The sequence below is a fragment of the Streptomyces sp. NPDC007162 genome (assembly GCF_040634175.1).
Classification (GTDB): Bacteria; Actinomycetota; Actinomycetes; order Streptomycetales; family Streptomycetaceae; genus Streptomyces.
In genome coordinates this window covers 1-24,391 of sequence record NZ_JBEYFC010000090.1, presented here as the reverse complement: position 1 = coordinate 24,391, position 24,391 = coordinate 1, and the positions used below count along the sequence as shown (strand labels likewise).

Annotated in this window: 17 protein-coding genes; 10 read left to right on the top strand and 7 right to left on the bottom strand. The window is 71.8% G+C overall.

The window, feature by feature from the left end:
• From ABZ646_RS13845 to ABZ646_RS13820, 6 genes are all read left to right on the top strand, one after another.
• Window positions 1-771: ROK family protein (locus ABZ646_RS13845; RefSeq protein WP_360517421.1), on the top strand; the 771-nt coding region annotated here is incomplete at its 5' end.
• Window positions 772-790: 19 nt separating this feature from the next.
• On the top strand, window positions 791-2,629 hold the full coding sequence (locus tag ABZ646_RS13840; protein WP_360517418.1) for a glycoside hydrolase: 1,839 nt from the start codon (window positions 791-793) through the stop codon (window positions 2,627-2,629).
• A gap of 262 nt (window positions 2,630-2,891) precedes the next feature.
• Window positions 2,892-4,157 (top strand): sugar ABC transporter substrate-binding protein, encoded by a 1,266-nt coding sequence (locus tag ABZ646_RS13835; RefSeq protein ID WP_360517415.1) that lies wholly within the window; start codon window positions 2,892-2,894, stop codon window positions 4,155-4,157.
• A 20-nt stretch (window positions 4,158-4,177) separates the two neighbouring features.
• Window positions 4,178-5,143, top strand: coding sequence for a sugar ABC transporter permease (locus tag ABZ646_RS13830; RefSeq protein ID WP_360517412.1), 966 nt, complete (start codon window positions 4,178-4,180; stop codon window positions 5,141-5,143).
• The gene (locus ABZ646_RS13825) at window positions 5,140-6,024 is read left to right on the top strand and encodes a carbohydrate ABC transporter permease (RefSeq protein WP_360517409.1); all 885 of its coding nucleotides are present in this window, start codon (window positions 5,140-5,142) and stop codon (window positions 6,022-6,024) included. Before ABZ646_RS13830 ends, ABZ646_RS13825 begins: the two co-directional genes overlap by 4 nt.
• Before the next feature lie 27 nt (window positions 6,025-6,051).
• Window positions 6,052-8,907 (top strand): glycoside hydrolase family 2 TIM barrel-domain containing protein, encoded by a 2,856-nt coding sequence (locus ABZ646_RS13820; RefSeq protein ID WP_360517406.1) that lies wholly within the window; start codon window positions 6,052-6,054, stop codon window positions 8,905-8,907.
• 54 nt (window positions 8,908-8,961) lie between these two features.
• Here ABZ646_RS13820 and ABZ646_RS13815 read toward each other — a convergent pair whose 3' ends face one another.
• From ABZ646_RS13815 to ABZ646_RS13805, 3 genes are all read right to left on the bottom strand, one after another.
• On the bottom strand, window positions 8,962-10,836 hold the full coding sequence (locus ABZ646_RS13815) for a glycosyltransferase family 39 protein (protein ID WP_360517403.1): 1,875 nt from the start codon (window positions 10,834-10,836) through the stop codon (window positions 8,962-8,964).
• 178 nt (window positions 10,837-11,014) lie between these two features.
• Complete coding sequence (locus tag ABZ646_RS13810) at window positions 11,015-12,805, bottom strand: TIM barrel protein (protein ID WP_360517400.1); 1,791 nt, start codon at window positions 12,803-12,805, stop codon at window positions 11,015-11,017.
• Window positions 12,806-12,911: 106 nt separating this feature from the next.
• On the bottom strand, window positions 12,912-13,781 hold the full coding sequence (locus ABZ646_RS13805; RefSeq protein ID WP_360517397.1) for a shikimate dehydrogenase: 870 nt from the start codon (window positions 13,779-13,781) through the stop codon (window positions 12,912-12,914).
• Window positions 13,782-13,954: 173 nt separating this feature from the next.
• Here ABZ646_RS13805 and ABZ646_RS13800 point away from each other — a divergent pair, with 173 nt between their 5' ends.
• Window positions 13,955-14,620: a TetR/AcrR family transcriptional regulator gene (locus ABZ646_RS13800; protein WP_360517394.1), complete on the top strand. Its 666-nt coding sequence runs from the start codon at window positions 13,955-13,957 to the stop codon at window positions 14,618-14,620.
• 197 nt (window positions 14,621-14,817) lie between these two features.
• A complete protein-coding gene (locus tag ABZ646_RS13795) occupies window positions 14,818-16,179 on the top strand; it encodes an MFS transporter (RefSeq protein WP_360517391.1) in 1,362 nt (453 codons plus the stop codon).
• 54 nt (window positions 16,180-16,233) lie between these two features.
• On the opposite strand, the gene ABZ646_RS13790 is transcribed toward ABZ646_RS13795, so the two are convergent.
• The 4 genes from ABZ646_RS13790 to wecB are packed head-to-tail and all read right to left on the bottom strand — an operon-like array spanning window position 16,234 to window position 22,007.
• A complete protein-coding gene (locus tag ABZ646_RS13790; protein ID WP_360517388.1) occupies window positions 16,234-18,417 on the bottom strand; it encodes a glycosyltransferase in 2,184 nt (727 codons plus the stop codon).
• Window positions 18,414-20,225: a hypothetical protein gene (locus ABZ646_RS13785; protein WP_360517385.1), complete on the bottom strand. Its 1,812-nt coding sequence runs from the start codon at window positions 20,223-20,225 to the stop codon at window positions 18,414-18,416. Before ABZ646_RS13785 ends, ABZ646_RS13790 begins: the two co-directional genes overlap by 4 nt.
• A complete protein-coding gene (locus tag ABZ646_RS13780) occupies window positions 20,225-20,926 on the bottom strand; it encodes a methyltransferase domain-containing protein (RefSeq protein ID WP_360517382.1) in 702 nt (233 codons plus the stop codon). Before ABZ646_RS13780 ends, ABZ646_RS13785 begins: the two co-directional genes overlap by 1 nt.
• Window positions 20,919-22,007: a UDP-N-acetylglucosamine 2-epimerase (non-hydrolyzing) gene (gene wecB, locus ABZ646_RS13775; protein ID WP_360517379.1), complete on the bottom strand. Its 1,089-nt coding sequence runs from the start codon at window positions 22,005-22,007 to the stop codon at window positions 20,919-20,921. Before wecB ends, ABZ646_RS13780 begins: the two co-directional genes overlap by 8 nt.
• A 92-nt stretch (window positions 22,008-22,099) precedes the next feature.
• On the opposite strand from wecB, the gene ABZ646_RS13770 reads away from it, so the two are divergent.
• Window positions 22,100-23,521, top strand: coding sequence for a glycosyltransferase family 4 protein (locus tag ABZ646_RS13770; RefSeq protein ID WP_360517376.1), 1,422 nt, complete (start codon window positions 22,100-22,102; stop codon window positions 23,519-23,521).
• A 62-nt stretch (window positions 23,522-23,583) separates the two neighbouring features.
• Window positions 23,584-24,391, top strand: an 808-nt coding sequence (locus ABZ646_RS13765) for a nucleotide sugar dehydrogenase (protein ID WP_360517373.1), incomplete at its 3' end; no start/stop codon positions are given.

Sequence of the window (24,391 nt, the reverse complement as noted above, 5' to 3'; positions counted from 1 at the left end):
ATCGCCGAGTACGCGCCCAACTGGGACTGGCACGACGTGCCGTTGCTCGACCTGCTCGCCGAGCACATCGCCTACCCCCTGTACCTGGACAACCCGTTGCGGGCGAGCGCGGTGGCCGAGCTGTGGTTCGGGGCCGCGCGCGGACGCGAGGACGCCGTGGTGGTGAACCTCGGGACGGGGGTGGGGGCCGGACTCGTCCTGGCCGGCGGGCTGTACCGGGGGGTGAGCAACAGCGCCGGGGAGTGGGGGCACACGACCCTCGTGCTGGACGGACGGCTGTGCCACTGCGGCAACCACGGCTGCGTCGAGACGTACGTCGGCGCCCCCGGCATCATGCTCAACCTGCGCGAACTCAGCCCCCGCAGCACGCTGCTGCACCCCGAGGACCAGACGGCGACCATCGACGCCCTGTCCCACGGGGTCGCCGCGGGCGATCCGGTGGCCGTCAAGGTGGTCCGTAACACCGCCCGCTATCTGGGCGCCGGCGTCTCGGACCTGGTGAACCTGTACAACCCCGAGGTGGTCGTACTCAGCAGCTGGGTCGCCAGGAAGCTGGGCACACCCCTGCTCGACGAGGTCCGCGAGGCCGTCCGGCGGCACGCGCTCAGACGGCCGTTCGCGGCCACCGAGGTCGTCCTCTCCCCCATCCCCACCGATCCGGTGTGCCTGGGCGCGGCCACGTTCGCGCTGGAGGGCGCCCTGCAGACGGTGGGACAGCGGACCCCCAGACGCACCATCCCCGTGAGGAGCCGTACCGCACGACCCGCATGACGACGGAAGGGATGCCGTTTTGACTCGCACCAACAGACCGGTCCTCGCCACGGCCGCGGCCGCACTGGCCGTGACCGGCGCCCTGATCAGCGCCCCGCAGGCGAACGCGGCCGGCAGCGCCCCCGCTGCCGCCGAGGTATCGCCGCACGCGGCCCAGACCATCGACGACATCGGCGCCTCGGGCGCCTGGTGGGTGAACGACCTGCAGCACTTCGACCCCAAGGTGCAGGCCAGGGTGGCGAAACTGCTGTTCTCGAAGCAGGGCCTGGCGATGTCCTCGTACCGCTACAACATCGGCGGGGGCGGAGCCGCGGTCACCACCCCGGCCCGCGCCGCCGAGGACTTCCTGAACCCCGACGGCTCGTACGACTGGAGCAAGGACAAGGGCGGCCGGACGTTCCTGCGGTACGCCGCGCAGTACGGCGTCAAGGACCTGATCGGCTTCGTCAACAGCGCGCCCGCCCGGTGGACCACCAACGGGCAGAGCTGCGGCGGCCGGCTGAAGGCGGAGAACGAGGGCGACTACGCGAAGTACGTCGCCGACGTCACCGACCACTTCGCCCGCCAGGGCGTGAAGCTGGACTACGTCAGCCCCTTCAACGAGCCGGACAACGACTTCGGCTCGTGCGGTCAGGAGGGCATGCAGGTCACCGTCGACCAGCGCGACGACATCGTGCGGGCGCTCGGCGCCGAGCAGCGGGCCCGGCACCAGAAGACGTCCGTCATCGCGGACGAGTCCAGCCAGACCACCCAGTTCGTCTCCGAGCTCCCGCAGTGGATCTCGCAGCCAGGCACCGCGCAGTACGTGTCCGCGCTGGCCCACCACACGTACAACAACCCGAACGACGGCCAGCTCGGCAACGTCTACGAGACGTCGCGGTCGGTCGGCAAGAAGTCCTGGGCCTCGGAGATCTGCTGCTTCGGCAAGGGCTCGACGGGCTGGAACCAGGAGTACGACCCGACCATCGACAACGCCCTGCTGATGTCCCGCATCATCTACAAGGACTTCGCGAGCGCCCACGACTCCGCCTTCCAGTGGTGGGTGGCCCTGGCCAGCGGCTACGGCACCTCCCCCACGGAGAAGAACGACGTCGGCTGGAACGACGGCCTGATCTACTACGACCCCGACTACGCCACGAACGGCAACCAGGCGCTGTACTTCACCAAGCGGTACTACGCGCTCGGCCAGTACAGCAGGTTCGTCAGGCCGGGCTCGGTGGCGCACAACGTGACCGGGGCGCCGGACGGGGTCGAGGTGTCCTCCTACGACCGGGACGGCAGGTGGGTGGTCGTGGTCAACAACCACAACGCCACGGACACACCGCTGACTCTGCACTTCAACAGCAAGGCCCCGGTACGGGCCAGGCAGGCGGTGCGGACCTCGGCCACCGAGGACTGGGCCGACGTCGCGAAGCCGACGGTGAGTTCGGGCACGGCCTCCGCGACCCTGGCCGCCCGCTCGATCACGACGTACGTCTTCGACCAGAAGCGCCACGGCGGTTCAGCCGTCCACGGCGCGCTGGTGGGCAAGCAGTCCGGCAAGTGCCTCACCGCCGACGCCTCCGGGGCCGCCCTCGCCACCTGCACGGGCACCGGCGGCCAGTCCTGGTCGTACGACGCGGACGGCACCCTGAAGGGCGCGAACGGCTATCTGACGGCCTCCGGTTCGGCCCTGACCGCCACCGCCGATCCCACCGGTGACGCGAGCCAGCGCTGGCTCCTGAACGCCAACGGCCAGATCCTGAGCGAGGCGTCGGGCAAGTGCCTGGACGTGAGCGGGCAGGCCACCGCCGACGGCAGCAAGGTGATCCTCTACAGCTGCAACGGCGGCACCAACGAGGCCTGGGCCCGGCAGTAGCGAACACCGCTCCCCACGATCCGAGGGCCGCCTGGCCCCTCCCTGACCCGGCGGCCCTCAACTCTGCCTGCCCTTCCATCTGTTCGTCATCCCGAACCGGGTACAACGTTTCGCGCAGACTTCGTCCAACCTCTTGCCGAAGCATTAGCCGAAGGTTAACGTCCCGCTCCGCAACGCAATTTCGGCCATCTGGCTCGCGCGGTGTTCAAGGCCCCGCACGGCCGTCGCACCACGGCCGCTCTCGACAGACAAGGACGTCAGCATGTCGGCACTGAGCAACAACAACTGGTCCCGCCGGTCTCTGTTCCGGGCGGCCGCGGGCATGGCCGCCGCCGGCACTCTGGCCGCGTGCGGCAGCAACAACGGCCGGGGCGGCGGCAGCGGGTCGGGCACCCAGCTCACGCAGATGTTCCACGCCTACGGCGAGGCGGGCGTGGAGCAGGCGGTCAAGAGGTACCCCACCGCCTACAAGTCCGCCAACGTGACCACGCAGTGGATCACCAGCTCGGACTACGAGAGCAAGCTCTTCGCCACGCTGCTCACCAAGTCCGCCCCCGACGTCTTCGAGTTCCACCCGCAGATCCAGATGGTCAAGAGCGGGCAGGTCGCCGACCTGAGCGACATCATCGACCCGGTCAAGGACGACTTCAACCCGGCCGACATCAAGTCGCACACGGTCGACGGGAAGATCTACGGCGTCCGGATGATCGACGACCCGCAGTTCTTCTTCTACCGGCCCTCGCTCTTCGAGAAGGCCGGCGTGAAGGTCCCGGAGACCCTCGACGAGCTGATCGAGATCTCGGCGAAGCTCACCACGAGCAAGATGAAGGGCCTGTATCTCGGCAACGACCTGCACGCCATCATCAGCCCGCTGATCTGGTCCGCGGGCGCGGACACCCTCGACGACAAGAACCAGATCGCCTACCACACGCCCGGCGTCGTCGAGGGCCTGAAGAAGATGCGCAAGCTGTTCACCAGCGGCGACCTGCTCCTCGGCGCCCCGACCGACTTCTGGGACCCGTCCGCGCTCAACCAGGGCCTGTGCGCCATCCAGTTCTGCGGTATGTGGGCGATGCCGCAGTTCCAGAAGGCCCTCGGCGACGACATCGGGATCTTCCCCTTCCCGAAGACCGTCGACTCCGGCAAGCAGTCCGTCTACAACGGCGGCTGGTCGATGTTCGTCAACGCCAAGGGCGAGAACGTCGACGCCGCCAAGGAGTACGTCAAGTGGCTGTGGATCGACCAGAAGAAGGACCAGGAGGACTTCGCGACGTCGTACGGCTTCCACATCCCGCCGCGCACGTCGATCGCCGCGTCGGCCACCAAGCTCAAGTCCGGTCTGCCCGCGGAGGGCGTGAAGCTCTTCAACGAGTTCGGGCACTTCGACAACATCGCCTGGACCCAGGCCATGATCCAGGGGACCTGGGACCTCATCTCCAACTGTGTCCGCAAGGCCGGTGACCCGGAGAAGGCACTCGACCAGTGCGACACGACCGTCAACCGCGAGCTGAAGAAGCTCTTCGGATAAGTCTCGGACGGACCGGACCCATGTCGACGACCACCACGCGCGACCTCGCGAACCCCGCCCCGGCGAAGGCCAGTCCGGCCAAGCCGCGGCGGGGCCTGCGGGGCAGCCGCACCCTCAACTTCTGGCTCTTCATCAGCCCCTTCCTCATCGGGCTGATCGTCTTCGTCTACGTGCCGATCGGCTGGAGTGTCTACCTCAGCTTCTTCGACGCGCGGTTCACCGTCACGCCGAGCAAGTTCATCGGCTTCGACAACTACACCTACATGCTGACGGACCCCAAGTTCACGGGGTCGCTCGTCACCTTCACCGTCTTCGCCGCGTTCATCGTGCCGACCACCTGGGCGGTGTCGCTCGGCCTCGCGCTGCTGGTCGACCGGATCCGGTTCATGCGGGCGTTCTTCCGGTCGGTGTTCTTCCTGCCGACCGCGTGCAGCTACGTCGCCGCGTCCCTGATCTGGAAGATGTCCATCTTCAGCGGGGTCCGCTTCGGGCTGCTGAACACGGTCCTCGGCTGGTTCGGAATCGACAGCGTCGCCTGGCTGGCCTCCCCCAGTCCGCCCTGGTACTGGCTCGTCATCGTCACGCTCCGGCTGTGGCTGCAGTCCGGCTTCTACATGATCCTCTTCCTGGCGGCCCTGCAGAACATCCCGGGCGAGCTGTACGAGGCCGCCGCCATCGACGGCGCCAAGCGGGGCTGGCAGACCTTCCGGTACATCACCCTGCCGCAGCTGCGGGCCACCTCGACCGCGGTGGTCCTGCTGCTGCTCATCGCCGCCTACCAGGCGTTCGACGAGTTCTACAACCTGCTCGACAAGACCACCTGGGGCCGGCCACCGCTGGTCGAGCTGTACGCCACCGCCCTCGGCACGTCACAGGACTACGGCGCGGGCAGCGCGGGGGCCGTCATCCTGACCCTGCTGATCATCATCGTCACCCTGTTCCAGGGCAAGATCATGGGCTTCGGAAGGGGGGAGGAGTCCAAGTGACCACCACCACGCCCGACATGAAAAAGACCACACCCGCGAAGGCCGGACGCCGACGCGGCGGGGTGATGGGCAACACCGGCCTGTACATCGCCACCGGTGTCGCCACCTTCCTCTTCCTGGTCCCGTTCTACATCCTGCTCCGCAACGCCCTCACCACGGACACGGCCATCACCGGGCCGAGCTGGCAGTTCTTCCCCACGCACCTGCAGTGGGGCAACATCAAGGAGCTGTTCGACGACCCGCAGGTGGACTTCGCCCAGTCCATGTGGAACTCGCTGGTCGTCGCCGTCTCCATGACCGTCGGCATCCTGCTGGTGTGCTCGCTGGCCGGCTACGCCCTGGCCCGCATCCCCTACAAGCACGCCAACAAGATCTTCTACCTCGTCCTGGGCACCCTGATGGTCCCCACCTCCGTGACGTTCGTGCCCAGCTTCGTGCTGGTCTCGTCCCTCGGCTGGGTGGACACCTACCGGGGTCTGATCATCCCGGGCCTGTTCAGTGGTTTCACCTGCTTCCTGTTCCGGCAGTACTTCCTGGGGTTCCCGAAGGAGCTGGAGGAGGCGGCGCGGGTGGACGGGCTGGGTTACTGGGGCTCGTACTGGCGGGTCGTCGTACCCAACTCGCTGAACTTCTTCGCGGCGATCGCCACCATCACCTTCATCGGCGCCTGGAACGCCTTCCTGTGGCCCCTGGTCATCGGCCAGGACCCCGGGGCGTGGACCGTCCAGGTGGTGCTCTCGTCGTACATGACCAACCAGACGGTCGTCTTCCACACCATCTTCATGGCCACCGCCATCTCCATCCTGCCCCTGGTGTTCGTCTTCCTCTTCCTCCAGCGCTGGCTGGTCCAGGGGATCGCGCAGACCGGCATCAAGGGCTGACACCGCACTCTCACGACCTGGAGACCGATGTCTTTTCGTACCTCCGCCACCGACTACGTCGAGGACGTCTCCCCGGGCTCGGGTGCCCTGCCGCCCCGTGCCTGGTACCCACGCTCGGACGCCGCGTCGCTCTCGCTGAACGGCAGGTGGCGCTTCCGGTTGTCGCCGACCGCCGACGCCGAGGACGACGCGTTCGCCGAGCCGGGGTACGACGCCGACGGCTGGGCGGAGGTCTCGGTCCCGGGTCACTGGGTGCTCCAGGGCCATGGCTCACCGATCTACACGAACCACCTCTACCCGTTCCCGGTCGACCCGCCCCGGGTGCCGACCGAGAACCCCACCGGTGACCACCTGCGGTTCTTCGACCTGCCGGAGGGCTGGGACGTCAGCGACGGCGGGGCGGTCCTCCGCTTCGACGGTGTCGAGTCCTGCGCCCGGGTCTGGCTGAACGGCACGGACATCGGCGAGTTCAAGGGCTCCCGGCTGCCGCACGAGTTCGCGGTCGGCCGGCTGCTGAAGCCGGCCGGCAACGTCCTCGCCGTCCGGGTCCACCAGTGGTCGGCCGGCTCGTACCTGGAGGACCAGGACCAGTGGTGGCTGCCCGGCATCTTCCGTGACGTGACGCTGCTGCACCGCCCGGCGGGCGGCGTCCTCGACTTCTTCGTGCACGCCTCCTACGACCACGTCGCCGGCACCGGCACCCTGCGCGTCGACTCCGACGTGGACGGCCGGGTCACCGTGCCGGACCTCGGCATCGACATCGCCACGAGCGAGTCGGCGACCGTCCCGGTCGAGGCGTGGACGGCCGAGACCCCGACGCTGTACGACGGGCTGCTGGCCACCGAGGGCGAGCGGGTGCCGTTGCGGATCGGCTTCCGGACGGTCGAGCTGGCCGACGGACTGATCAAGGTCAACGGGAGGGCGGTCCTCTTCAAGGGCGTCAACCGGCACGAGTGGCACCCGGAGCACGGACGCGCCCTCGACCTGGAGACCATGCGGGCGGACGTGCTGCTGATGAAGCGGCACAACGTCAACGCCGTCCGCACCTCCCACTACCCGCCCCACCCGGCCTTCCTCGACCTGTGCGACGAGTACGGCCTGTGGGTGATCGACGAATGCGACCTGGAGACCCACGGCTTCACCGAGCAGGCCTGGCGGGACAACCCGGTCGACGACGACCGCTGGACCCCGGCCCTGCTGGACCGGGCCGCGCGGATGGTCGAACGCGACAAGAACCACCCGTCGGTGGTGATCTGGTCGCTGGGCAACGAGGCGGGCACCGGGCGCGGTCTGACCGCGATGGCCGAGTGGATCCACGGCCGGGACGCCTCGCGCCTCGTGCACTACGAGGGTGACATCGGCTGCCGTGACACGGACGTGTACTCGCGGATGTACCCCGACCACGCCGAGGTCGAGCGGATCGGCCGGGGCCTCGACGGTGGCACCCACAAACGCCGTGAGCTCCCCCTCATCCTCTGCGAGTACGCCCACGCCATGGGCAACGGACCCGGTGGACTCGCCGACTACCAGCGGATCTTCGAGTCGTACGACCGGCTCCAGGGCGGTTTCGTCTGGGAGTGGATCGACCACGGCATCGAGGACGAGCGGTTCGGCTACGCGTACGGCGGCGACTTCGGCGAGGAGCTGCACGACGGGAACTTCGTCTGCGACGGGCTGGTCTTCCCCGACCGGCGGCCCTCCCCCGGCCTGCTGGAGTACAAGAAGGTGATCGAGCCGGTCCGCATCGAGGGCGACGGCACCACCGTCCGCGTCACCAACAAGCAGGACTTCGCCGACCTGTCGGCGCTGGCCTTCGAGTGGTCGTACCAGGTCGACGGCGAGACGGTGGAGTCGGGCAGCCTCGCCGTACCGGCGCTGGCGGCCGGCGAGTCGACGGAGCTGAAGCTGCCGGAGCCGCCCGTGCCGGACGGCGGCGAGACGCAGTGGACGGTACGGGCCCTGCTGGCCGCCGACACCGGCTGGGGGCCGAAGGGTCATGTCGTGGCCTGGGGGCAGTCCGCTCCGAGTGCGCGGCGGGCACCGTCATTCGTCGCGTCCGGTGGGCCGGTGGCGTCCGGCGAGGGACTGATCGCTCTCGGCCCGGCGGTCCTCGACGCCCGCACCGGCGCGCTGCGGAGCATCGGCTCGGTCGAGGTGACCGGGCTGCGCCTGGACGTGTGGCGGGCGACGACCGACAACGACGACGGTGCCGCCTGGCAGAGCGACCTGCGCTACGCCGAGCTCTGGCGCACGTTCGGGCTGCACCGCATGCGGCACCGCCTGGACGCGGTGGAGCAGGACGGCGACGCGCTGACCGTGCGGACCAGGGTGGCGCCGGCCGGCTGGGAGTTCGGTCTCGCGACCGTCTACCGCTGGGTCTCGGACGGCGACCGTCTCCGGCTCACCGTCTCCGTCACCCCGGACGGTGACTGGCCGGTGCCGCTGCCCCGGCTCGGCATCCGCTTCGGGCTGCCGACCGCCGACCGGGTGCGGTGGTTCGGCGGCGGCCCCCAGGAGGCCTACCCGGACACCAGGTCGGCCTCGCTGGTGAGCCGTTGGGAGTCGACGGTCGACGACCTCCAGACACCGTACGTCCGCCCTCAGGAGAACGGCGCCCGCGCCGACGTCCGCTGGGCGGAGCTCGGCGGTCTGCGGATCGACGGCGACCCGGAGTTCTGGTTCACCGCCCGGCGCTGGACCACCGAGCAGCTGGACGCGGCCGCCCACCGCACCGACCTGACCCCGTCGGGCACGGTGTGGGTCAACCTCGACCACGGCCAGCACGGCATCGGTTCCGCGTCCTGCGGCCCCGGCGTGCTGCCGCAGTACCGACTCGACGCCGAACCGGCCGCGTTCTCCTTCGTGTTCACGGACATCGGCTGATCCGCGGCACCCCGAGGGCCCCGGACCGCACCTGGTCCGGGGCCCTCGGCTTGCTCAGGCGCCGTGCCCGGCGGCCCCGCACCGGTACAGGACGTAGTGCGGGACACGGACGGGCGAGCAGTGGTCGACGGCCCAGCGGACCAGGGCCCGGCCGGGGGTCTTCGCAGCCAGCGCGCGGTGGGTGAGGTCCGCCTCGGTGAGCAGGACGTAGCGGAGCCGGCCGGTGTCGATCAGGTGGTGGAAGGCGGCGGCCGTGGGGTAGGGCACCCGGGCGGTGAAGCCGCCGAGCGGGAGGACGGAGGCGTTGTCCGAGAGGATGTACGGCGCCGCCATCTGCCAGCGGGGCACCGCGGCCAGGTAGCGGGCACCGTCGCGGTGGGCGGTGAGGTAGGCGTAGACGCGCTGTTGGGCCGGGTCCAGTGCGTCGGCGCCGTTGCGGGTGGCGATGGATCCCGGTCCGATCCGGCCGAAGCCGCCCGGCTGGTTGTAGCGCAGGGAGGTCGCGGACGCGGACCACACGGTGGGCACGACCAGGACCGATGCCAGCGCGACGGCCAGGGCGGCCCTGCGCGGACGCGACCCTCCGACGGCGAACAGGACCAGCGCGGGCAGGGCCAGGACCACGGCGACGGCGACCGACCAGGCGAAGAACCGCGGGTAGTGCAGGGTGAGGGCCGCGCACCAGCCGACGTTCACCGCCAGGACCGCGCCCAGCACGCTCCGGCGCCGCACCCGCGTCACGGCCACCGCGGCCAGGGCCGACAGGGCGACCGCCACCACGCCCATGTAGTAGGTGTGTCCGGTCACGCTGCCGAAGCTGAAGACCAGGAAGAACGTCACCAGCCAGACGCCCCACAGCAGGTAGCCGGCGAGGAAGGGATCGGTGCGCTCCGGACGGCGGCGCCACACCGCGTAGGCACCGGCGGCCAGGCCGAGCGCCGCCAGCGGGTACAGCCACCCCGTCTGACTGGCCAGGCCGGGGCTGAACATCTTCCAGACGCTGTCCCCCATCCCCACCGACGCCCTCCTGTGCGCCTGGTCGGCGACGATGCTCCCGGTGCCGGCCGCGTCGACGCCCAGCGCGTGGAAGCGGGTCAGGAAGTTGTAGCCGACGACCAGGGCGACCGGCGAGTTGTCGGTCGTGCCGTCCAGGTAGGGGCGGGCGGCGGCGGGGGTGAGGCCGGCGGCCAGCATCCAGGACAGGGACACCACCAGCATGACCGCCCCGGCCACGGCGAGGTCCCGGATCCGGCGGCGCAGCGTGGTGGGCGCGGCCACCAGATAGGTCACGGCCAGCGCGGGCAGCACCGCCCAGGCCTCCAGCATCTTGCACTGGAAGGCCACCCCGACCCAGACACCGGCCAGCACGAGGGTGCGCAGCCGGGCGCGGGCGGTGGCCCGCTGGGTGGCCTCGGCGGCCAGCAGCAACAGCAGGACGAACGGCGCGTCCTCGGTGACCGACCGGCCCAGGCCCACGGTCACCGGGGTGAGCGTGAGGAAGGCGGCGGCCAGCAGCCCCGCCGGTACGCCGGCCCAGCGTCGTACCACCACGTGCAGCAGGACCACCGAGGCCACGCCCTCCAGGGCCTGCGGGACCACCAGGGACCACGGGTGGAAGCCGAGGACCATGGCCGACAGGGCCTGCGGCCACAGGAAGCCGGGCAGTTTGTCCAGGGTGATGGAGCCCGCCGGGTCGAATGAGCCGTAGAGGAAGGCGACCGGGTTGTCGGTCATGCTGCGCACGGCGCTCGCGTAGAAGGAGTGGTAGGCGCTGTGCCAGATGCCCCAGAGGAAGAGCAGTGCGGCGCAGGTGGCGATGCCCGCGAGGATCGGGCGCTCGTAGCGCTGGGTGCGGCTGCGTGCCGGGGCCGGCCGCGGTGGCGTCCCCTCGACAGGGGCGAGCGGCTCGGCGCTGACAGGGCTCGGCATCGCGGACGGCCTCCAGGACTCCGGTATCCAGGGCTCCCGGAGCGCCCTGGACTGTTACGGCCTGTAGGACGACTGGATCCCGGCGGACGTCACGTCCGGAATGTCAAGGAACATTCGAGATGTTCGTGAGGATCGGTCGTGGAAGTCGTAAGAATCCCGCGCCCCGCCGCGTCCGGCTTCAGCGGGCCGGCCGCCCGGCGTGCTGGGCGGCGAGCCGCACCGGGGCGTTCTGCGCGCCGTAGCCGCGGTACCCGGGATCACGCTGGACCAGTTCGAAGAACACCCGTCCGACGGTGTGGGTGTAGCAGTGCCGAAAGGCCCCGCCGGCGTCCCGGTCGTAGAGGATGCCGAGGTCCCGGTACGTCTCCAACTCTCCCTCGGGGAAATCGAATCGGGCGGCCAGGTCGTCGTGGTAGTTGCCGGGGACGGACAGCAGGCTGCCGCCGGCCGCCCGGAAGGCGCGGGCCGCGGCCACCACGTCGTCGGTGGCCAGGGCGATGTGCTGGGCGTGCCGGGTGTCGTCGGCGGGGGCCGCGCCCACCCCGAGGGCGATCCGGACGCCGCCGTCGGCGCTGGTGACGGCCCGGGAGCGCAGCAGCCCGTAGGGGTCGGCGACATCGACGCTCTCCTGGGCGTGCAGCCCGAGGACGCCGCGGTGGAAGAGGGCCGCCTCGTCGTACTGGTGCCAGGGCTGGACGAGGGCCACGTGGTCGACCCGGGCCGGAGCCGTGGCCGGCTCGTGCGCCACGGCGACGAAGTCGGTTCGCCAGTCGGGGAGTTCGGGTCCGCGACCGGTGGCGCAGAAGAACAGCTCCGTACCGTCGGGCGCCGCGACCGCGTCGAGCGGGGCGTCCTCGGGGGCGCGGCGGCGGGGCAGCACGGGGGCGAGCAGTGCCTCGGCGCGCCGGGCGGCGGCCCGTGGGTCCGGTGACTCCAGGCCGATCGCGGCGAGCCCGGTGCCGTCGCGGCGGGCGGCGGGACCGGTGTTGACCAGGATCCGCGCGTCGCCCAGCTCCCACAGGTCGACGGGCTTGCTGCGGTGCCGGGCGGTACGGGCGAAGCCGAGGGCGCCGAGCAGCGCCGCGACGGGTTCCGCGTCCGGGGTGACCAGTTCGGCGAACGCGATCCCCGTCGGCACGACCGGCGCGGGCAACTCCCCTACGTCGAGGTCTTCTTGAAGTACCAGCAGGGAACGCCGCGCGTCCACGGCGGTCGGGCCGGCCTCGGCCTGCCGGAAGACGTCGTTGAACACTTCGAGGGAGAGCGGTCCGTCGTACCCGGTCCGCAGCACGTGCCGCACCAGCCCGGCGATGTCGAACCCGCCCTGCCCCGGGAAACACCGGTAGTGCCGGCTCCACTGGAGCACGTCCATGGCCAGCAGTGGGGCGTCGGCCAGCTGGAGGAAGAAGATCTTCTCGCCGGGGATGTCCTCGATGCCCTTCGGGTCGGACCGCCGGGAGAGGATGTGGAAGCTGTCGAGACAGGTCCCGAGGGCGGGATGCCCGGCCGCCTCGACGATCCGCCAGGCATGGTCGTACGTACTGACGTGCCGCCCCCACGCGAGCGCCTCGTAGGCGACGCGGACACCTGAGTCAGCCGCGAGGTCGGCGAGTCGGGCCAGCTGTGCGGCGGCGAGATCGTCGTCGTCGATCGCGAGCGGGGAGACGGAGGAACAGACGAGAACGGTGTCCGCCCCCAGCTCCCGCATCAACGAGAACTTGTGGCGGGCGCGGCGGAGGTTGCGCGCGAACTCGTCGGCCGGGACGGCTTCGATGTCCCGCATGGGCTGGTAGAGGTCGATGGAGAGCCCGAGATCGGCACAGCGGGCCCGTATCTCGCGGGGAGAGAGCGGGCTGGCGAGCAGATCGTTCTCGAAGACCTCGACGCCGTCGAACCCGGCCCGGGAAGCGGCGGTGAGCTTTTCGGTGAGCGACCCACTGAGCGAAACGGTGGCAATGGAAGTACGCATACCCTTGTCCTCACGTGCACGACAGCGCCCCGCCAGGGGCGCGGGGCTGTATCGATGTGCGGCTGCCGCCGCGCGGGCGCGGCAAGCCATGACAAACCCGCACCCGTCACACGACCTGCCCCGCCAGTTCCCCGATGTCGGCCAGCATCCGCGAGGCGTCCGCCCCCCGCCCCGTGAACAACCGAAACGCATCCGCGGCCTGGAACACGGCCATCCCGCCCCCGTCCAGCACGGCACACCCCAACTCCCGAGCGGTCCGGACCAGTTCCGTCTCCAGCGGCCGGTACACCACCTCGGCCACCCACAGCTCGGGCCGCAGCAACTCCGCGGGCAGCGGCAACCCCGGATGCGCGGCCATCCCCGTCGGCGTCGCGTGCACCAGCCCGTCGGCCCCCGCCAGCAACTCCGGCAGCAGCCCGGGCGCCGCGGCCCGCGCGCGCCCCGCGCCGAAGCGCCGGCTCAGGGCCCCCGCGAGATCGACGGCCCGGTCGGCCAGCGCGTCCACGACGGTGACCCGTTCCGCCCCCAGCGTGAGCGTCGCGTGCGCCACCGCGGCCCCGGCACCCCCGGCGCCGATCTGCACCACCCGTTCCAGCGGAGCGTCCCGCAGCCCCCGCGCGAACGACGCCGCGAACCCGGTCACGTCCGTGTTGTGACCGACCGCCCTGCCGTCGGCCTCGAACACCACCGTGTTGACCGCGCCGAGCGCCTCGGCCTGCGGGGAGAGCGCGTCCAGGTGCTCGATGACCAGCTGCTTGCACGGATGCGTGATGTTCAGCCCGTCGAAGCCGAGGTCGCGTGCCGCCCGCACCAGGTCGCCCACGGCCTCCGGCGCCACGCCGAGCGCGTCGACGTCGATCAGCCGGTACAGGTATCGCAGCCCCTGGCGGTCTGCCTCGCGCTCGTGCAGGGCCGGACTGAGCGAAGGGCCGACACCGGCACCGATCAGCCCGACGAGATACGAGTCCTTGGCCACGTGGCCCTCCCGAGCGGAATCACACAAGCACGAATCTCTAATGTACGAACTAGTACGTTAGCTATAGCACCGAAGGCCACGACAGGGGAAGACCTCTCCGAGAACGCCGGCGGCACAGGCTTCTAGAATCTCCGCACCGGCCACCCCTCCGAAGGCACCCGATAGGAACCCCGATGACCAGCGTCGACGAACCGGCACAGACCAACGGGCGGATCCGTGACGCCGCCCGCACCCGGGCCGAGATCCTCGACGTGGCCACCCAGGAGTTCGCACGGGCCGGCTACGACGGTGCCCGGGTGGACGAGATCGCGGCCCGTACCCGTACCACGAAGCGGATGATCTACTACTACTTCGGCGGCAAGGAGCAGCTGTTCACGGCGGTCCTGGAGCGGGCGTACGGCGTGATCCGCGAGGCCGAGCAGCAGCTGGACGTGGAGCATCTGGACCCGGTCGCGGCGATCCGCCGGCTCGCGGAGCTGACCTTCGACCACCACGAGCAGCACCCCGACTTCATCCGTCTGGTCAGCATCGAGAACATCCACGGGGCCGAGCACATCGCGGCCTCCGAGGAACTCGGCAGGATCGGCTCCCCCGCCCTGGAGGTGATCCGCCGGATCCTCACCGCGGGACAGGAGTCCGGCCTGTTCACGGCGGACGTCGACGCGGTCGACCTGCACGCACTGATCAGCTCGTTCTGTTTCTTCCGGGTGGCGAACCGGGCCACGTTCGGCGCCCTGTTCGGCCGTGACCTGGTGGACCCGGCGCAGCGCGAGCACTACCGGGCCATGCTCGGCGACATGGTCATCGCCTATCTCACGGCGGAGCGCGCGGCGGACTGACCGTCGCGGCCGGGGGTTCCGGCGCGACCTCTTGACAGCGGGGAAACGCAGGCGCAACATCCGTACCCATCGCGACTAACTATCCAGGCGGTTAATTAGCACAGCCCCTGGTCCGCCGAACCCGTCATCCCTGGGAACCGGCCTTCTCCCCCGCCGCTCACTCCGCCTCCGCCGGAGTCCCCCGAAGGAGCACCGCCGTGTCCGTCCCCGCCCCGCCCGCCGGCACCGCCGTACCGTCCGGCGGCCAGCCGAGGAAAGCCGCGCTGGCCGCCTGGATCGGCAGCGCCCTGGAGTACTACGACTTCTTCATCTACGGCAGCGCGGCCGCGCTGATCTTCCCGAGGGTCTTCTTCGACGATTCGGACCCGGCCGACGCGACCCTGCTCTCGCTGGCCACGTTCGGGGTCGCGTACGCGGCCCGGCCGGTCGGCGCGCTGTTCCTCGGGCATGTCGGGGACCGGGTCGGCCGCAAGAAGATCATGGTGTTCACGCTGCTGCTGATGGGCCTGTCGACGTTCCTGATCGGCTGTCTGCCGAGCCGCGCCCAGGTGGGGTCCCTCGCCCCGGTGCTGCTGGTCCTGTGCCGGGTGCTCCAGGGCGTCTCGGCCGCCGGTGAGCAGGCCAGCGCCAGCTCGATGAGCCTGGAGCACGCGCCACCGGACCGGCGCGGCTTCTTCACCAGTTTCACCCTCAGCGGCACCCAGGGCGGTCAGCTGATCGCCACCCTCGTCTTCATCCCGGTCTCCCAGCTGCCCGACGACCAGTTGCTGTCCTGGGGCTGGCGGGTGCCGTTCTGGGCGAGCGTGGTGGTCGCCGTGGTCGGCTGGGTGATCCGGCGCAGGCTCCAGGAGACCCCGGCCTTCACGGAGCAGGCGGCCGGCGAGGGTGTCGTACGGCTGCCGCTCGTGACGTTGCTGCGGCACCACTGGGCGGACGTGCTGCGGGTGATCGGCGGTGCGCTGATCGCGTCGGTGAGCACGATCTTCACGGTGTGGGCGCTGGCGTACGCGACCAGCGACTCGGTCGGCATGTCCAAGACGTCCATGCTGTGGGTGGGCGCGCTGGCGAACCTGGTGGCGCTGGGCGCGATCCCGGCGTGGGCCACGCTGTCGGACCGGATCGGCCGGCGGCCGGTGTACCTGATCGGCGCGGTGGGCAGCGCGGTGGCGATGGCCGGGTACCTGTGGGCGATCTCCACCGGCTCGTACCCGCTGGTCATGCTTCTCGGGATCGTCGCCTTCGGTGTCGTCTACAGCGCCGCCAACGGCGTCTGGCCGTCCTTCTACGGCGAGATGTTCTCGACCCGGGTGCGGCTGTCCGGCATGGCGATCGGCACCCAGATCGGGTTCGCGGTGGCCGGGTTCGCGGTGACGTTCGCGGCGCGGATCGCTGGTCCCGGCGGTGACGACTGGTCGGCTGTGGCCCTGTTCACGGGCGCGCTGTGCGTACCGCCGGTGATCGCCGCGCTGACCGCCCGGGAGACCCACAGGGTGCCGACCGAACTGCTCGGCGAGCGGCCGGGGACGACGGCGGCGCGACCGGCGGCGGTCTCGGCCTGAGCACTCCGCCGCGGGCGGCCCCCGGAGTCCCCTGCTCCGGGGGCCGCCCGCGCGTCAGCCGGAGAGCAGCAGATCCGTCCAGTCCTTCGCCACCCGTTCCAGCGAGAACGCCTCCCGCACCTGGCGGCGCGCCTCCTCCCCCGCACCGCGCCACTCCTCCTGCTCCGCGAGACCGGCGATCGCCTCGGCCATCGCCCGCGGGTCCTCGTGGATCCAGCGCCGGTCGTAGATCTCGTCCGCGCCCGGCCACGGCAGCAGCGCGGGTACCGCGCCGGAGGCCATGCCCTCGGCCGGGGCGAGGTGGAAGCTCTCGTCGTCGCTGGTGGACAGCACATGCCCGATGCGGCGCAACCAGCCCGCCACGTCGGGTCCGAACCGGTCGAAGACCACGGCCCCTTCGAGCAGCGGCGAGGTCTGCACCCGGCGCAGCGCCGCGTCGTAGTGCTCGCGCTCCTCGGGCTTGTTCCAGATCCACCAGTACTCCCACGGCGGCTTGGACTTGACCGAGAGGTGCCAGCGCCGGTCGCGGGCGCGCAAGGCCTCCAGGACGTCGAGGCCGAGGTCGAGGCGTTTGCGGCTGGGCGCGATCCCGATCATGCCGAGGCGGTGGCGGGCGCCGGGTGCCTTGGGCCGGTCCAGCTGCTCGACGTCGACCCAGTTGCCGATGGTGGTGATCTTCGAGGCGGGCCAGCCGGTGCGTTCCCGGGCGGCGCGGGCGTAGTGGGGGCTGACGCACACCACCCGGTCGACCGCGTCGATGTCGACCTGCCGCGGGTAGCCGGCGTCGAGTTCGAAGCGGTGCAGGCGCACGATCAGTCTGCTGCCGCGCCGCTTGTGGCGGCTGTACCAGACGGCCGCCGGGCCGCACCATTCGACGACCACCACGTCCGCCCAGTCGGCGAGCCGGCGGCTCTCGGCCGGGTCGTGGCGGGCGAGCGCGGGCCAGGCGTCCACCCGGACGTCGAGGCCGGGCAGCGCCCGGAAGTGGTCGAGCAGCCGGGTGAGGAACTTCAGGTCGTGGCCCGCGACCCCGAGCCGCAGCGGACGCCCGCCGGTGGCGGCGGCGGGCGCGGCGGGGAAGGCGCGGTCGAGGTGGCCGCGCCAACGGGTCGCGGCGGCCTCCATGGTGTACTGCCGGGCGGCCCGTGCGCACCGGTCGGCGGCCAGCCGCCGGGCCGCCGCGTCGTGCACGGCGGTGCGGACGGCGTCCGCCGCGTCCGTGAGGGTGGCGGCGCCCGGCACGAACAGGGGGTAGTCGGCGCCGAGCAGCGCCTCGTGGGCGGGGGTGCGGTTGAGGACGACGGGCAGTCCGAGGGAGCCGAACTCCAGAACCTTGGTGGAGAGTTCGAGGCTGGCGTCGAGGGAGGCGGCGCGCCAGCCGAGGCCGAGGTCGCAGTCGGCGGCGATGCGCATGGCCTCCGCACGCGGCACACCCCCGTGGTGGACGACGTCCGGGGTGCTGCGCAGCGCCTCGGCCATGGCGGTGTCGAAGCCGGGGTGCCCGGGGTCCTGGTGGATCTTGTCGCCGACGGTGTGGAGTTCGGCCCGGACACCGCGTTCGGCGAGCAGTGCGGGCAGCCGGGTCATGGGCAGGGTGTTCCAACGGGGTGCGAACTTGCCGGTGTAGACGAGGCGTACGGGCGTGTGCGGCCCGTCCCGCTGCGGCACCGCGGGGCCCGGTTCGGGGACGGCGGGCGGGCTGAGCACGGCCCGGCCGCAGGCCTGGGGCACCCAGGCCTCCAGGAAGGAGCGCAACTCCTCGGTCTGACACAGCAGTTGCCGGGACGCTTCGGCGATGCGGACGAGGTCGGCGCGGGCCTCCTCGGTCATCTCGGCGGGGGTTTGCGGGATGTCGGTCAGGTAGGCCCAGATCCGGCCTTCGAAGGCGCCGTCGGCGACGACCTGCTTCACCAGCCGACATCCGCGCAGCACCAGCAGGTCGCAGGGCTCAGCCGTGTCGAGGCGGGCGAGCAGCTGTGAGGCCTGGAAGGGGGACAGGGGGTGCGCGCCCTGGCCGGGGACGAGATGCTCCTCGCAGGGCCGGACCACGGTGACGCCGGGCAGTGCGGCCAGCGGGTCGGTCAGCCGGCCGGTCCTGACGGGGGCCTTGAGGACGAGGCGGGTCCGGCAGCCCGCGCGGGACAGCGCCTGGACCGTCGACTGGGCCCAGACGGCGGAGCCGTCGATGAGGTTGAGGTCCACGTCGCCGTAGACGAGCGCCCTGAGGGTGCGGGTCATGACGGTTCCTTTCCACGCACGGCGAACAGCCGGTGCCCGGCGCGCGACCAGGCGTCGGGCGGGGTGCCGGTGTCCAGGAGCGGGCGGCGCACGAGCAGCGGGCGCAGGGTCGGTACGAAGGCGTAGTCGTCGGCGGCCGGGGTGTGGCCCACCACGTCGGCGCCGGAGAACTCCTGGGCGCAGAGCAGGTCGAGCAGCAGGGTGTCGGGGCGGTCCTCGGTCAGGTCCGTCCAGTCGGCAACCCAGGGTGCGGTGGGCGGTCCGGCGTGGACGGTGACCGAGGCGGCGGTGAGTTCGCCGAGTTCGAGGCCCGCCGGGTCGGCGACGACCACCTCGGCCGGCCGGTGCAGCTGGCCGAGGGTCTGGGCGATGAGCCGGGCCACGTCGGTGGCGTCCCGGGGCGCGGCGAGGACGGCGACCCGGCGTTCGGCGAGCGGGTCGGGGGCGCCGGTGAGCGCGGCGAGCCGGGCGAGTCGTACCCGGGTGCTGTCCTGCTGGAAGACGTCCCGGAGCCGGTCCCGGCCGTCGGTGACCGGGTCGAGGCGGTGCAGCGCCATTCCGGTGTCGCCGTCCAGGACGCTGTCCCAGGGCAGCTGCGACAGCCCTGGGGCCGCCGACGCCGGTCCGTCCCGCCACAGCACCGCCGGCCGGCCCAGACCCCGCGCCCGGCCGACCAGTTCGGCGAGGCTCCGGTCCAGGTCGGGGGCGAGGCCGGTGCCCGTGAGCGACCAGGGGCCGGTCTCGGCCGCGCACGCGCTCAGCTGGACCAGGAGGACATCCGGGTCGGTGCGCTCGACGAGCAGTCGGCCGTCGTGCGGCAGCACCCGGGTGACCACGGCGTCCGTCGCGAAGTCCGCGGCGGTGCGGTCGGTCAGCACGCCGGTGATCACCAGCCGGTCGCGGGGTGCCGAGGACAGGGCGCGGTGGGAGAGGTGGAAGCGGTCGTCGGCCGGTGCTTCGGGGGTCGGGGCGGCGCTCGCGGGCCGCGCCGGACGGCCCTTCGCCTTCCGCTGCTGTCGCCACAGCCCGTACAGCTCGCCGGGCAGCCGGGCCGCGCCGCGCCGTGGTGCACGGGCCGCCGACACCAGGGCCCTGCCGACCCGCAGCGAGGTGGAGCCCTCCAGCATGGCCACACGCGCCTGAAGCACCGCGGTCCGCTCCCGGGCCCCGCGCAGCGCTGCGGTCAGCTGGTCCTTGTCGCGCAGGGCGGCGGCCAGCCGTTCGGCGAGGCCTTCTTCACGGGCCTTCGCCAGGGCGCGGGCGGTGTCCTCGGCGCCCCGCTCCAGGTCGATCAGCCGGGCGCGCTGGGAGCGGGAGACGAAGTCGGCGAGGACGTACTCGTCGGCGAGCCGCAGGGCGGTGGCGAAGCCGTCGGCCGGCAGCGGACGGCCGAACCAGTCGTGCGGCGGCAGCAGTTCCTCGGTGCACGCGAACACCGCACCGGCGTGCAGGTGCGTGTAGCCGAGCGCGGCCGCGTGCAGCACCTGGCAGCGGTGCGCCACCAGGGCGTCGAGCAGGCGGTGGTAGGGGAGTTCGGTGCCGGGGTGGCCGAAGACGATCAGCCCGCGGCCGCCGGGCCGCATCCGTTCCAGGGCGGCGAGACACTCCGCCTCGCCGCCGTGCAGGGCCGGGTCGGGGCCGTAGCAGAGGAGCAGCAACTCCCCTTGTCCGACCGGCCGTTCGTGCCGGGTCGGGGTGGTGCCCGGCGGGAGGTGCAGATAGGGGTCCAGACGCAGGCCGCCGGTCGTCGCGTCGACGACCGACGTCACGTCGTCCAGGTGTGGGTGGAGCAGGTCGGTCAGGCGCATCAGCTGGTCCTCGTGAAGACGTGGAAGCCGACCCGGTTCTCGCGGAAGCCGTAGGGCCGGAAGAGGGTGTGGCGCAGGCCGAGCGGTTCGAGCTGCCGGCGGTAGGCGGCGAGCGGGCGGTGCAGGATGTAGTCGCCGCGCGGGACGGGCTCCCGGATGTTCTCGTCGGTGAGGATCAGCCGGCCGGTGAGCCGGACGAGTGAGGCCAGGTTGCGCAGGCCGGCCGCCCATTGCGCGTCGTCCAGGACGTGGAAGAGGACGTCGACGCAGAGCACCACGTCGTAGGGCCAGGGGCTGCGCCACTCGTCGAGTGCGGCGCGGGCGTACCGGGGGCCGCCGCCCTCCGCCCGGGCGCGGGCGACGGCCGCCTCGCTGGTGTCGAAGGCGTCGACGTGGTGGCCGCAGCGGGCCAGGGAGCGGGCGAAGTGGCCCTTGCCGCACCCCGCGTCCAGCACGAACAGCGGGGCGGCGGGGTCGGACAGGTCACCGATGAGGGTGAGCAACAGGCCGAGCCGGACCGCGTAGAAGATCTCGTTGCCGGGCCGGTCCAGCCCGATGTGTCCGCCGGAGGCGAGGTCGTCATGCACGCGGTGCCGGTCGTCCCAGTAGGAGCGGGTGGCATCAGAGGCGCGGGGGGCATCGGAGGCGCAAGCCGCACCCCCGGCGCGGGTGGTGTCGGGTGTGCCGGTCGGGTCAGGCATGGTGGTCCAGCCAGTCGGTGAGCACCCGGGCGATCCGGGGGCCCGCCTTGCCGTCCCACAGGGGTGGCCCTTCGGCAGGGGGTGCCGACTGTCCGTCGAGGATCTTGCGCAGGGCCGGTACCAGTTCGCCGTGGCGTACCAGGCGGTTGGTGCCGTGGGTGACGGTGACCGGGCGTTCCGTGGTGGTGCGCAGGGTCAGACAGGGCACGCCGAGCACCGTGGTCTCCTCCTGGACCCCGCCCGAGTCGGTGATCACGGCGGCGGCGCCCCGGACGAGGCCCATGAACTCGACGTAGCCGAGCGGTTCGAGCAGGCGGACGCCGGGTGCGTCGGCGAGACCCGCCGCGCGCAGCGCCTCCCTGCCGCGCGGGTGCAGGGGCACGGCGAGGTCGAGCCGGGCCGCGGCCTCGACGAGCACACGGGCGGCGGCGGTGGCGGCCTCGGGGTCGTCGACGTTGGCCGGCCGGTGCAGGGTGACCACGCCGTAGCGTTCGGGCAGTCCGTGGGCGGCGCGGGCGGCGGCCGGGTCGACGTGCTCCAGATGGGTGAGCAGGGTGTCGATCATCGGGTTGCCGACGAAGTGCACCCGGGCCGGGTCGACGCCCTCGCGGGCGAGGTGGCCGACGGCTTCCGGGCTGGTCGCGAAGAGCAGCTCGGCCAGTTGGTCGACCAGCCGTCGGTTGACCTCCTCCGGCATCGCCATGTCGAAGCTGCGCAGGCCCGCCTCGACATGGGCGACGGGAATGCCGAGCTTGGCTGCGGCCAGGGCCGCGGCCAGGGTCGAGTTCACGTCGCCGTACACGACGGCCAGCGCCGGAGCCCGGGCGAGCAGCTCGCTCTCCAGGGCGACCAGCAGGTCGGCGGTCTGCCGGGCGTGGCCGCCGGAGCCGACGCCGAGGTCGGTGTCCGGGACGGGCAGGCCCAGCTCCCGGAAGAAGACGTGCGACATCCGTTCGTCGTAGTGCTGACCCGTGTGCACGAGGACCTGGTCGTGCCCGGTCGCGCGCAGGGCGGCGACGACGGGCGCGGCCTTCACGAAGTTCGGCCTGGTGCCAACGACATGGAGTACGCGGCCGTTCATGTCGTACGTTCTCCGCTCTGTCGGCCTACCTTGGCGACATGGTCCGACGTCCGTCCCGGCACCTGCCGCGTCGTCTCCCCCGTGCACTCAGCTTGGCCGCATCCGTCGCGTGGGGCGAGTTGCGGCACGACCCCGCGCGGGCCGCGCTGCTCGGGGTGCGGCTGCTGCCGGGGCGGGTGCGGCGCGGGCTGGGACCCGTCGGGAGGCGGCTGGCCGCGCGGGCCCGCACGGCGGGACCCACCGCCGTCCCGTCCGCCGCCCGGGTACCGGCGCCCGCCGGGCGGCCGGTGCGGGCCGAGCCCGGCCGGGTGCTGCACCTGGTCACCAACGGGCTGCCGTTCAGGCACGCCGGCTACACCGTCCGTACCCAGGCCCTCGCCGAGGCCCAGCGGACGGCCGGGCTGGATCCGCACGTGGTGACCCGCGTCGGGTTCCCGGTGGCGCAGGGCGTCCTGGACGCCCGCCCGCTGCAGATCGTCAACGGGGTGCCGCAGCACCGGCTGCTGCCGCTCGCACTGCCGTACGGGCAGGGCGCGCTGCTGGCCCGCAACGCCGAGCTCGCCGGGCGGCTGGTGGAGCGGCTGCGCCCGGCCGTGCTGCACGCGGCCACCGATCACGGCAACGGCCGGGTGGCGCTGGCCCTGCGCGAGACCTACCGGCTGCCGGTGGTCTACGAGGTGCGCGGGTTCCTGGAGGACACCTGGCTGACCCAGGCGCCCGGCCGCGGGCCGCAGGACGAGACGTACCGTGCCCGGCGCGCTCTGGAGACGTACTGCATGCGCGGGGCCGACCTGGTGCTGACGCTGGGTTCGGCGATGAAGGACGAGATCGTGGCCCGCGGGGTGCCGGAGGAGCGGGTCCTGATCGTGCCCAACGCGGTGGACGACACCTTCCTCGCCCCGCCGCCGGACGGGGCGGAACTGCGCGCCCGGCTCGGCATCGCGGCGGACGACTACGTGGTGGGCACGATCGGCAGCCTTACTCCACACGAGGGAATCGGCACATTGCTCCATGCGGGTGCCGAACTGTGTCGGCGCGGGGTACCGCTGCGGCTGCTGATCGTCGGCGAGGGACCCGAGCGGGAGGCTCTCCAGGCGCTGGCCGGGCGGCTGGGACTCGGTGCCGGCACGGCGTTGTTCACCGGCCGGGTGCCACACGCCCAAGTGCGCTCCTACCACGCCGTTCTGGACGTCTTCGCGGTGCCGCGCACCGACGCACGGGTCTGTCGGCTGGTCACCCCGCTGAAGCCGGTCGAAGCGATGGCGAGCGGGGTTCCCGTGGCGGCCAGTGATCTTCCGGCCCTGCGAGAGCTGGTGGAACCCGAGGTGAACGGGCGGTTGATCACCCCTGAATCACCACAGGCTTGGGCAGAAGCTCTCGAAGTATTGCTTTACAGTCGAAAACGGCGGCATGAATGGGGAGCGTCCGCCCGCGCTCTGGTAGCGCGTGAACGCACCTGGAAAAGGGTCGCTGCCACGACCCGAGAGGCGTATCGCGCCCTTGGATGTGTCTGAGGCCCCCGTCGAGGGCGGAGTGAATCCCTATGCAGGTCGAACAGGCCGTACCGTTCGGGGAATTGAGCGCATCACTCGGGGATCGGGAACAGACCGACGGCTTCGAACTGGCCGTCGTCGGGCTCGGCTACGTCGGCCTTCCGCTTGCGCGGGAGGCCTCGGCGGTCGGGCTCCGGGTAGCCGGGCTCGACCTCGACCCGCGGGTCGTGGAGGGCCTCAACGCCGGCCATTCCCATGTGGACGACGTCTCGGACGACGACGTCTCCCGGATGCGGTGGGCCGGGTTCACCGCGTTCACCGATGACGCGTGCCTGGCCCGGGCGCAGACGATCGTGATCTGTGTGCCGACCCCGCTCGGTGCGGACGGCGGCCCGGACCTGGGCGCGGTGCGGTCCGCCGTGCGGTCGGTGGCGGGCAGGCTGTGCCGCGGACAGCTGGTCGTCCTCGAGTCGACCACCTATCCGGGCACCACCGAGGAGCTCGTGAAGCCGCTCCTGGAGGAGTCGGGGCTGCGGGCCGGCGACGACTTCGCGCTGGCCTTCTCCCCCGAACGCATCGACCCGGGCAACACCACGCACGGGCTGCGCGAGACCCCGAAGGTGGTCGGCGGCTGGACCCCGGCGTGCACGGCCAGGGCCGCGGCCTTCTACGGCAAGATCGTCGACACGGTCGTGCAGGCGAAGGGCACCCGCGAGGCCGAGATGGCCAAGCTGCTCGAGAACACCTACCGCCACGTCAACATCGCCCTGGTCAACGAACTGGCCATATTGTGCCGTGAGTTGCGGGTCGATGTGTGGGACGCGATCCGGTGCGCCGGCACCAAGCCGTTCGGCTTCCAGGCCTTCAGGCCGAGTGCCGGGGTGGGCGGCC

What these genes read in the sequence shown, in the direction of transcription:
- ABZ646_RS13835 (WP_360517415.1), top strand. Translation starts at nt 2,892, where the DNA reads ATGTCGGCACTGAGCAACAACAACTGGTCCCGCCGGTCTCTGTTCCGG.
- ABZ646_RS13830 (WP_360517412.1), top strand. Translation starts at nt 4,178, where the DNA reads ATGTCGACGACCACCACGCGCGACCTCGCGAACCCCGCCCCGGCGAAG.
- ABZ646_RS13820 (WP_360517406.1), top strand. Translation starts at nt 6,052, where the DNA reads ATGTCTTTTCGTACCTCCGCCACCGACTACGTCGAGGACGTCTCCCCG.
- ABZ646_RS13815 (WP_360517403.1), bottom strand. Translation starts at nt 10,836, where the DNA reads ATGCCGAGCCCTGTCAGCGCCGAGCCGCTCGCCCCTGTCGAGGGGACG.
- ABZ646_RS13810 (WP_360517400.1), bottom strand. Translation starts at nt 12,805, where the DNA reads ATGCGTACTTCCATTGCCACCGTTTCGCTCAGTGGGTCGCTCACCGAA.
- ABZ646_RS13800 (WP_360517394.1), top strand. Translation starts at nt 13,955, where the DNA reads ATGACCAGCGTCGACGAACCGGCACAGACCAACGGGCGGATCCGTGAC.
- ABZ646_RS13790 (WP_360517388.1), bottom strand. Translation starts at nt 18,417, where the DNA reads ATGACCCGCACCCTCAGGGCGCTCGTCTACGGCGACGTGGACCTCAAC.
- ABZ646_RS13785 (WP_360517385.1), bottom strand. Translation starts at nt 20,225, where the DNA reads ATGCGCCTGACCGACCTGCTCCACCCACACCTGGACGACGTGACGTCG.
- ABZ646_RS13780 (WP_360517382.1), bottom strand. Translation starts at nt 20,926, where the DNA reads ATGCCTGACCCGACCGGCACACCCGACACCACCCGCGCCGGGGGTGCG.
- wecB (WP_360517379.1), bottom strand. Translation starts at nt 22,007, where the DNA reads ATGAACGGCCGCGTACTCCATGTCGTTGGCACCAGGCCGAACTTCGTG.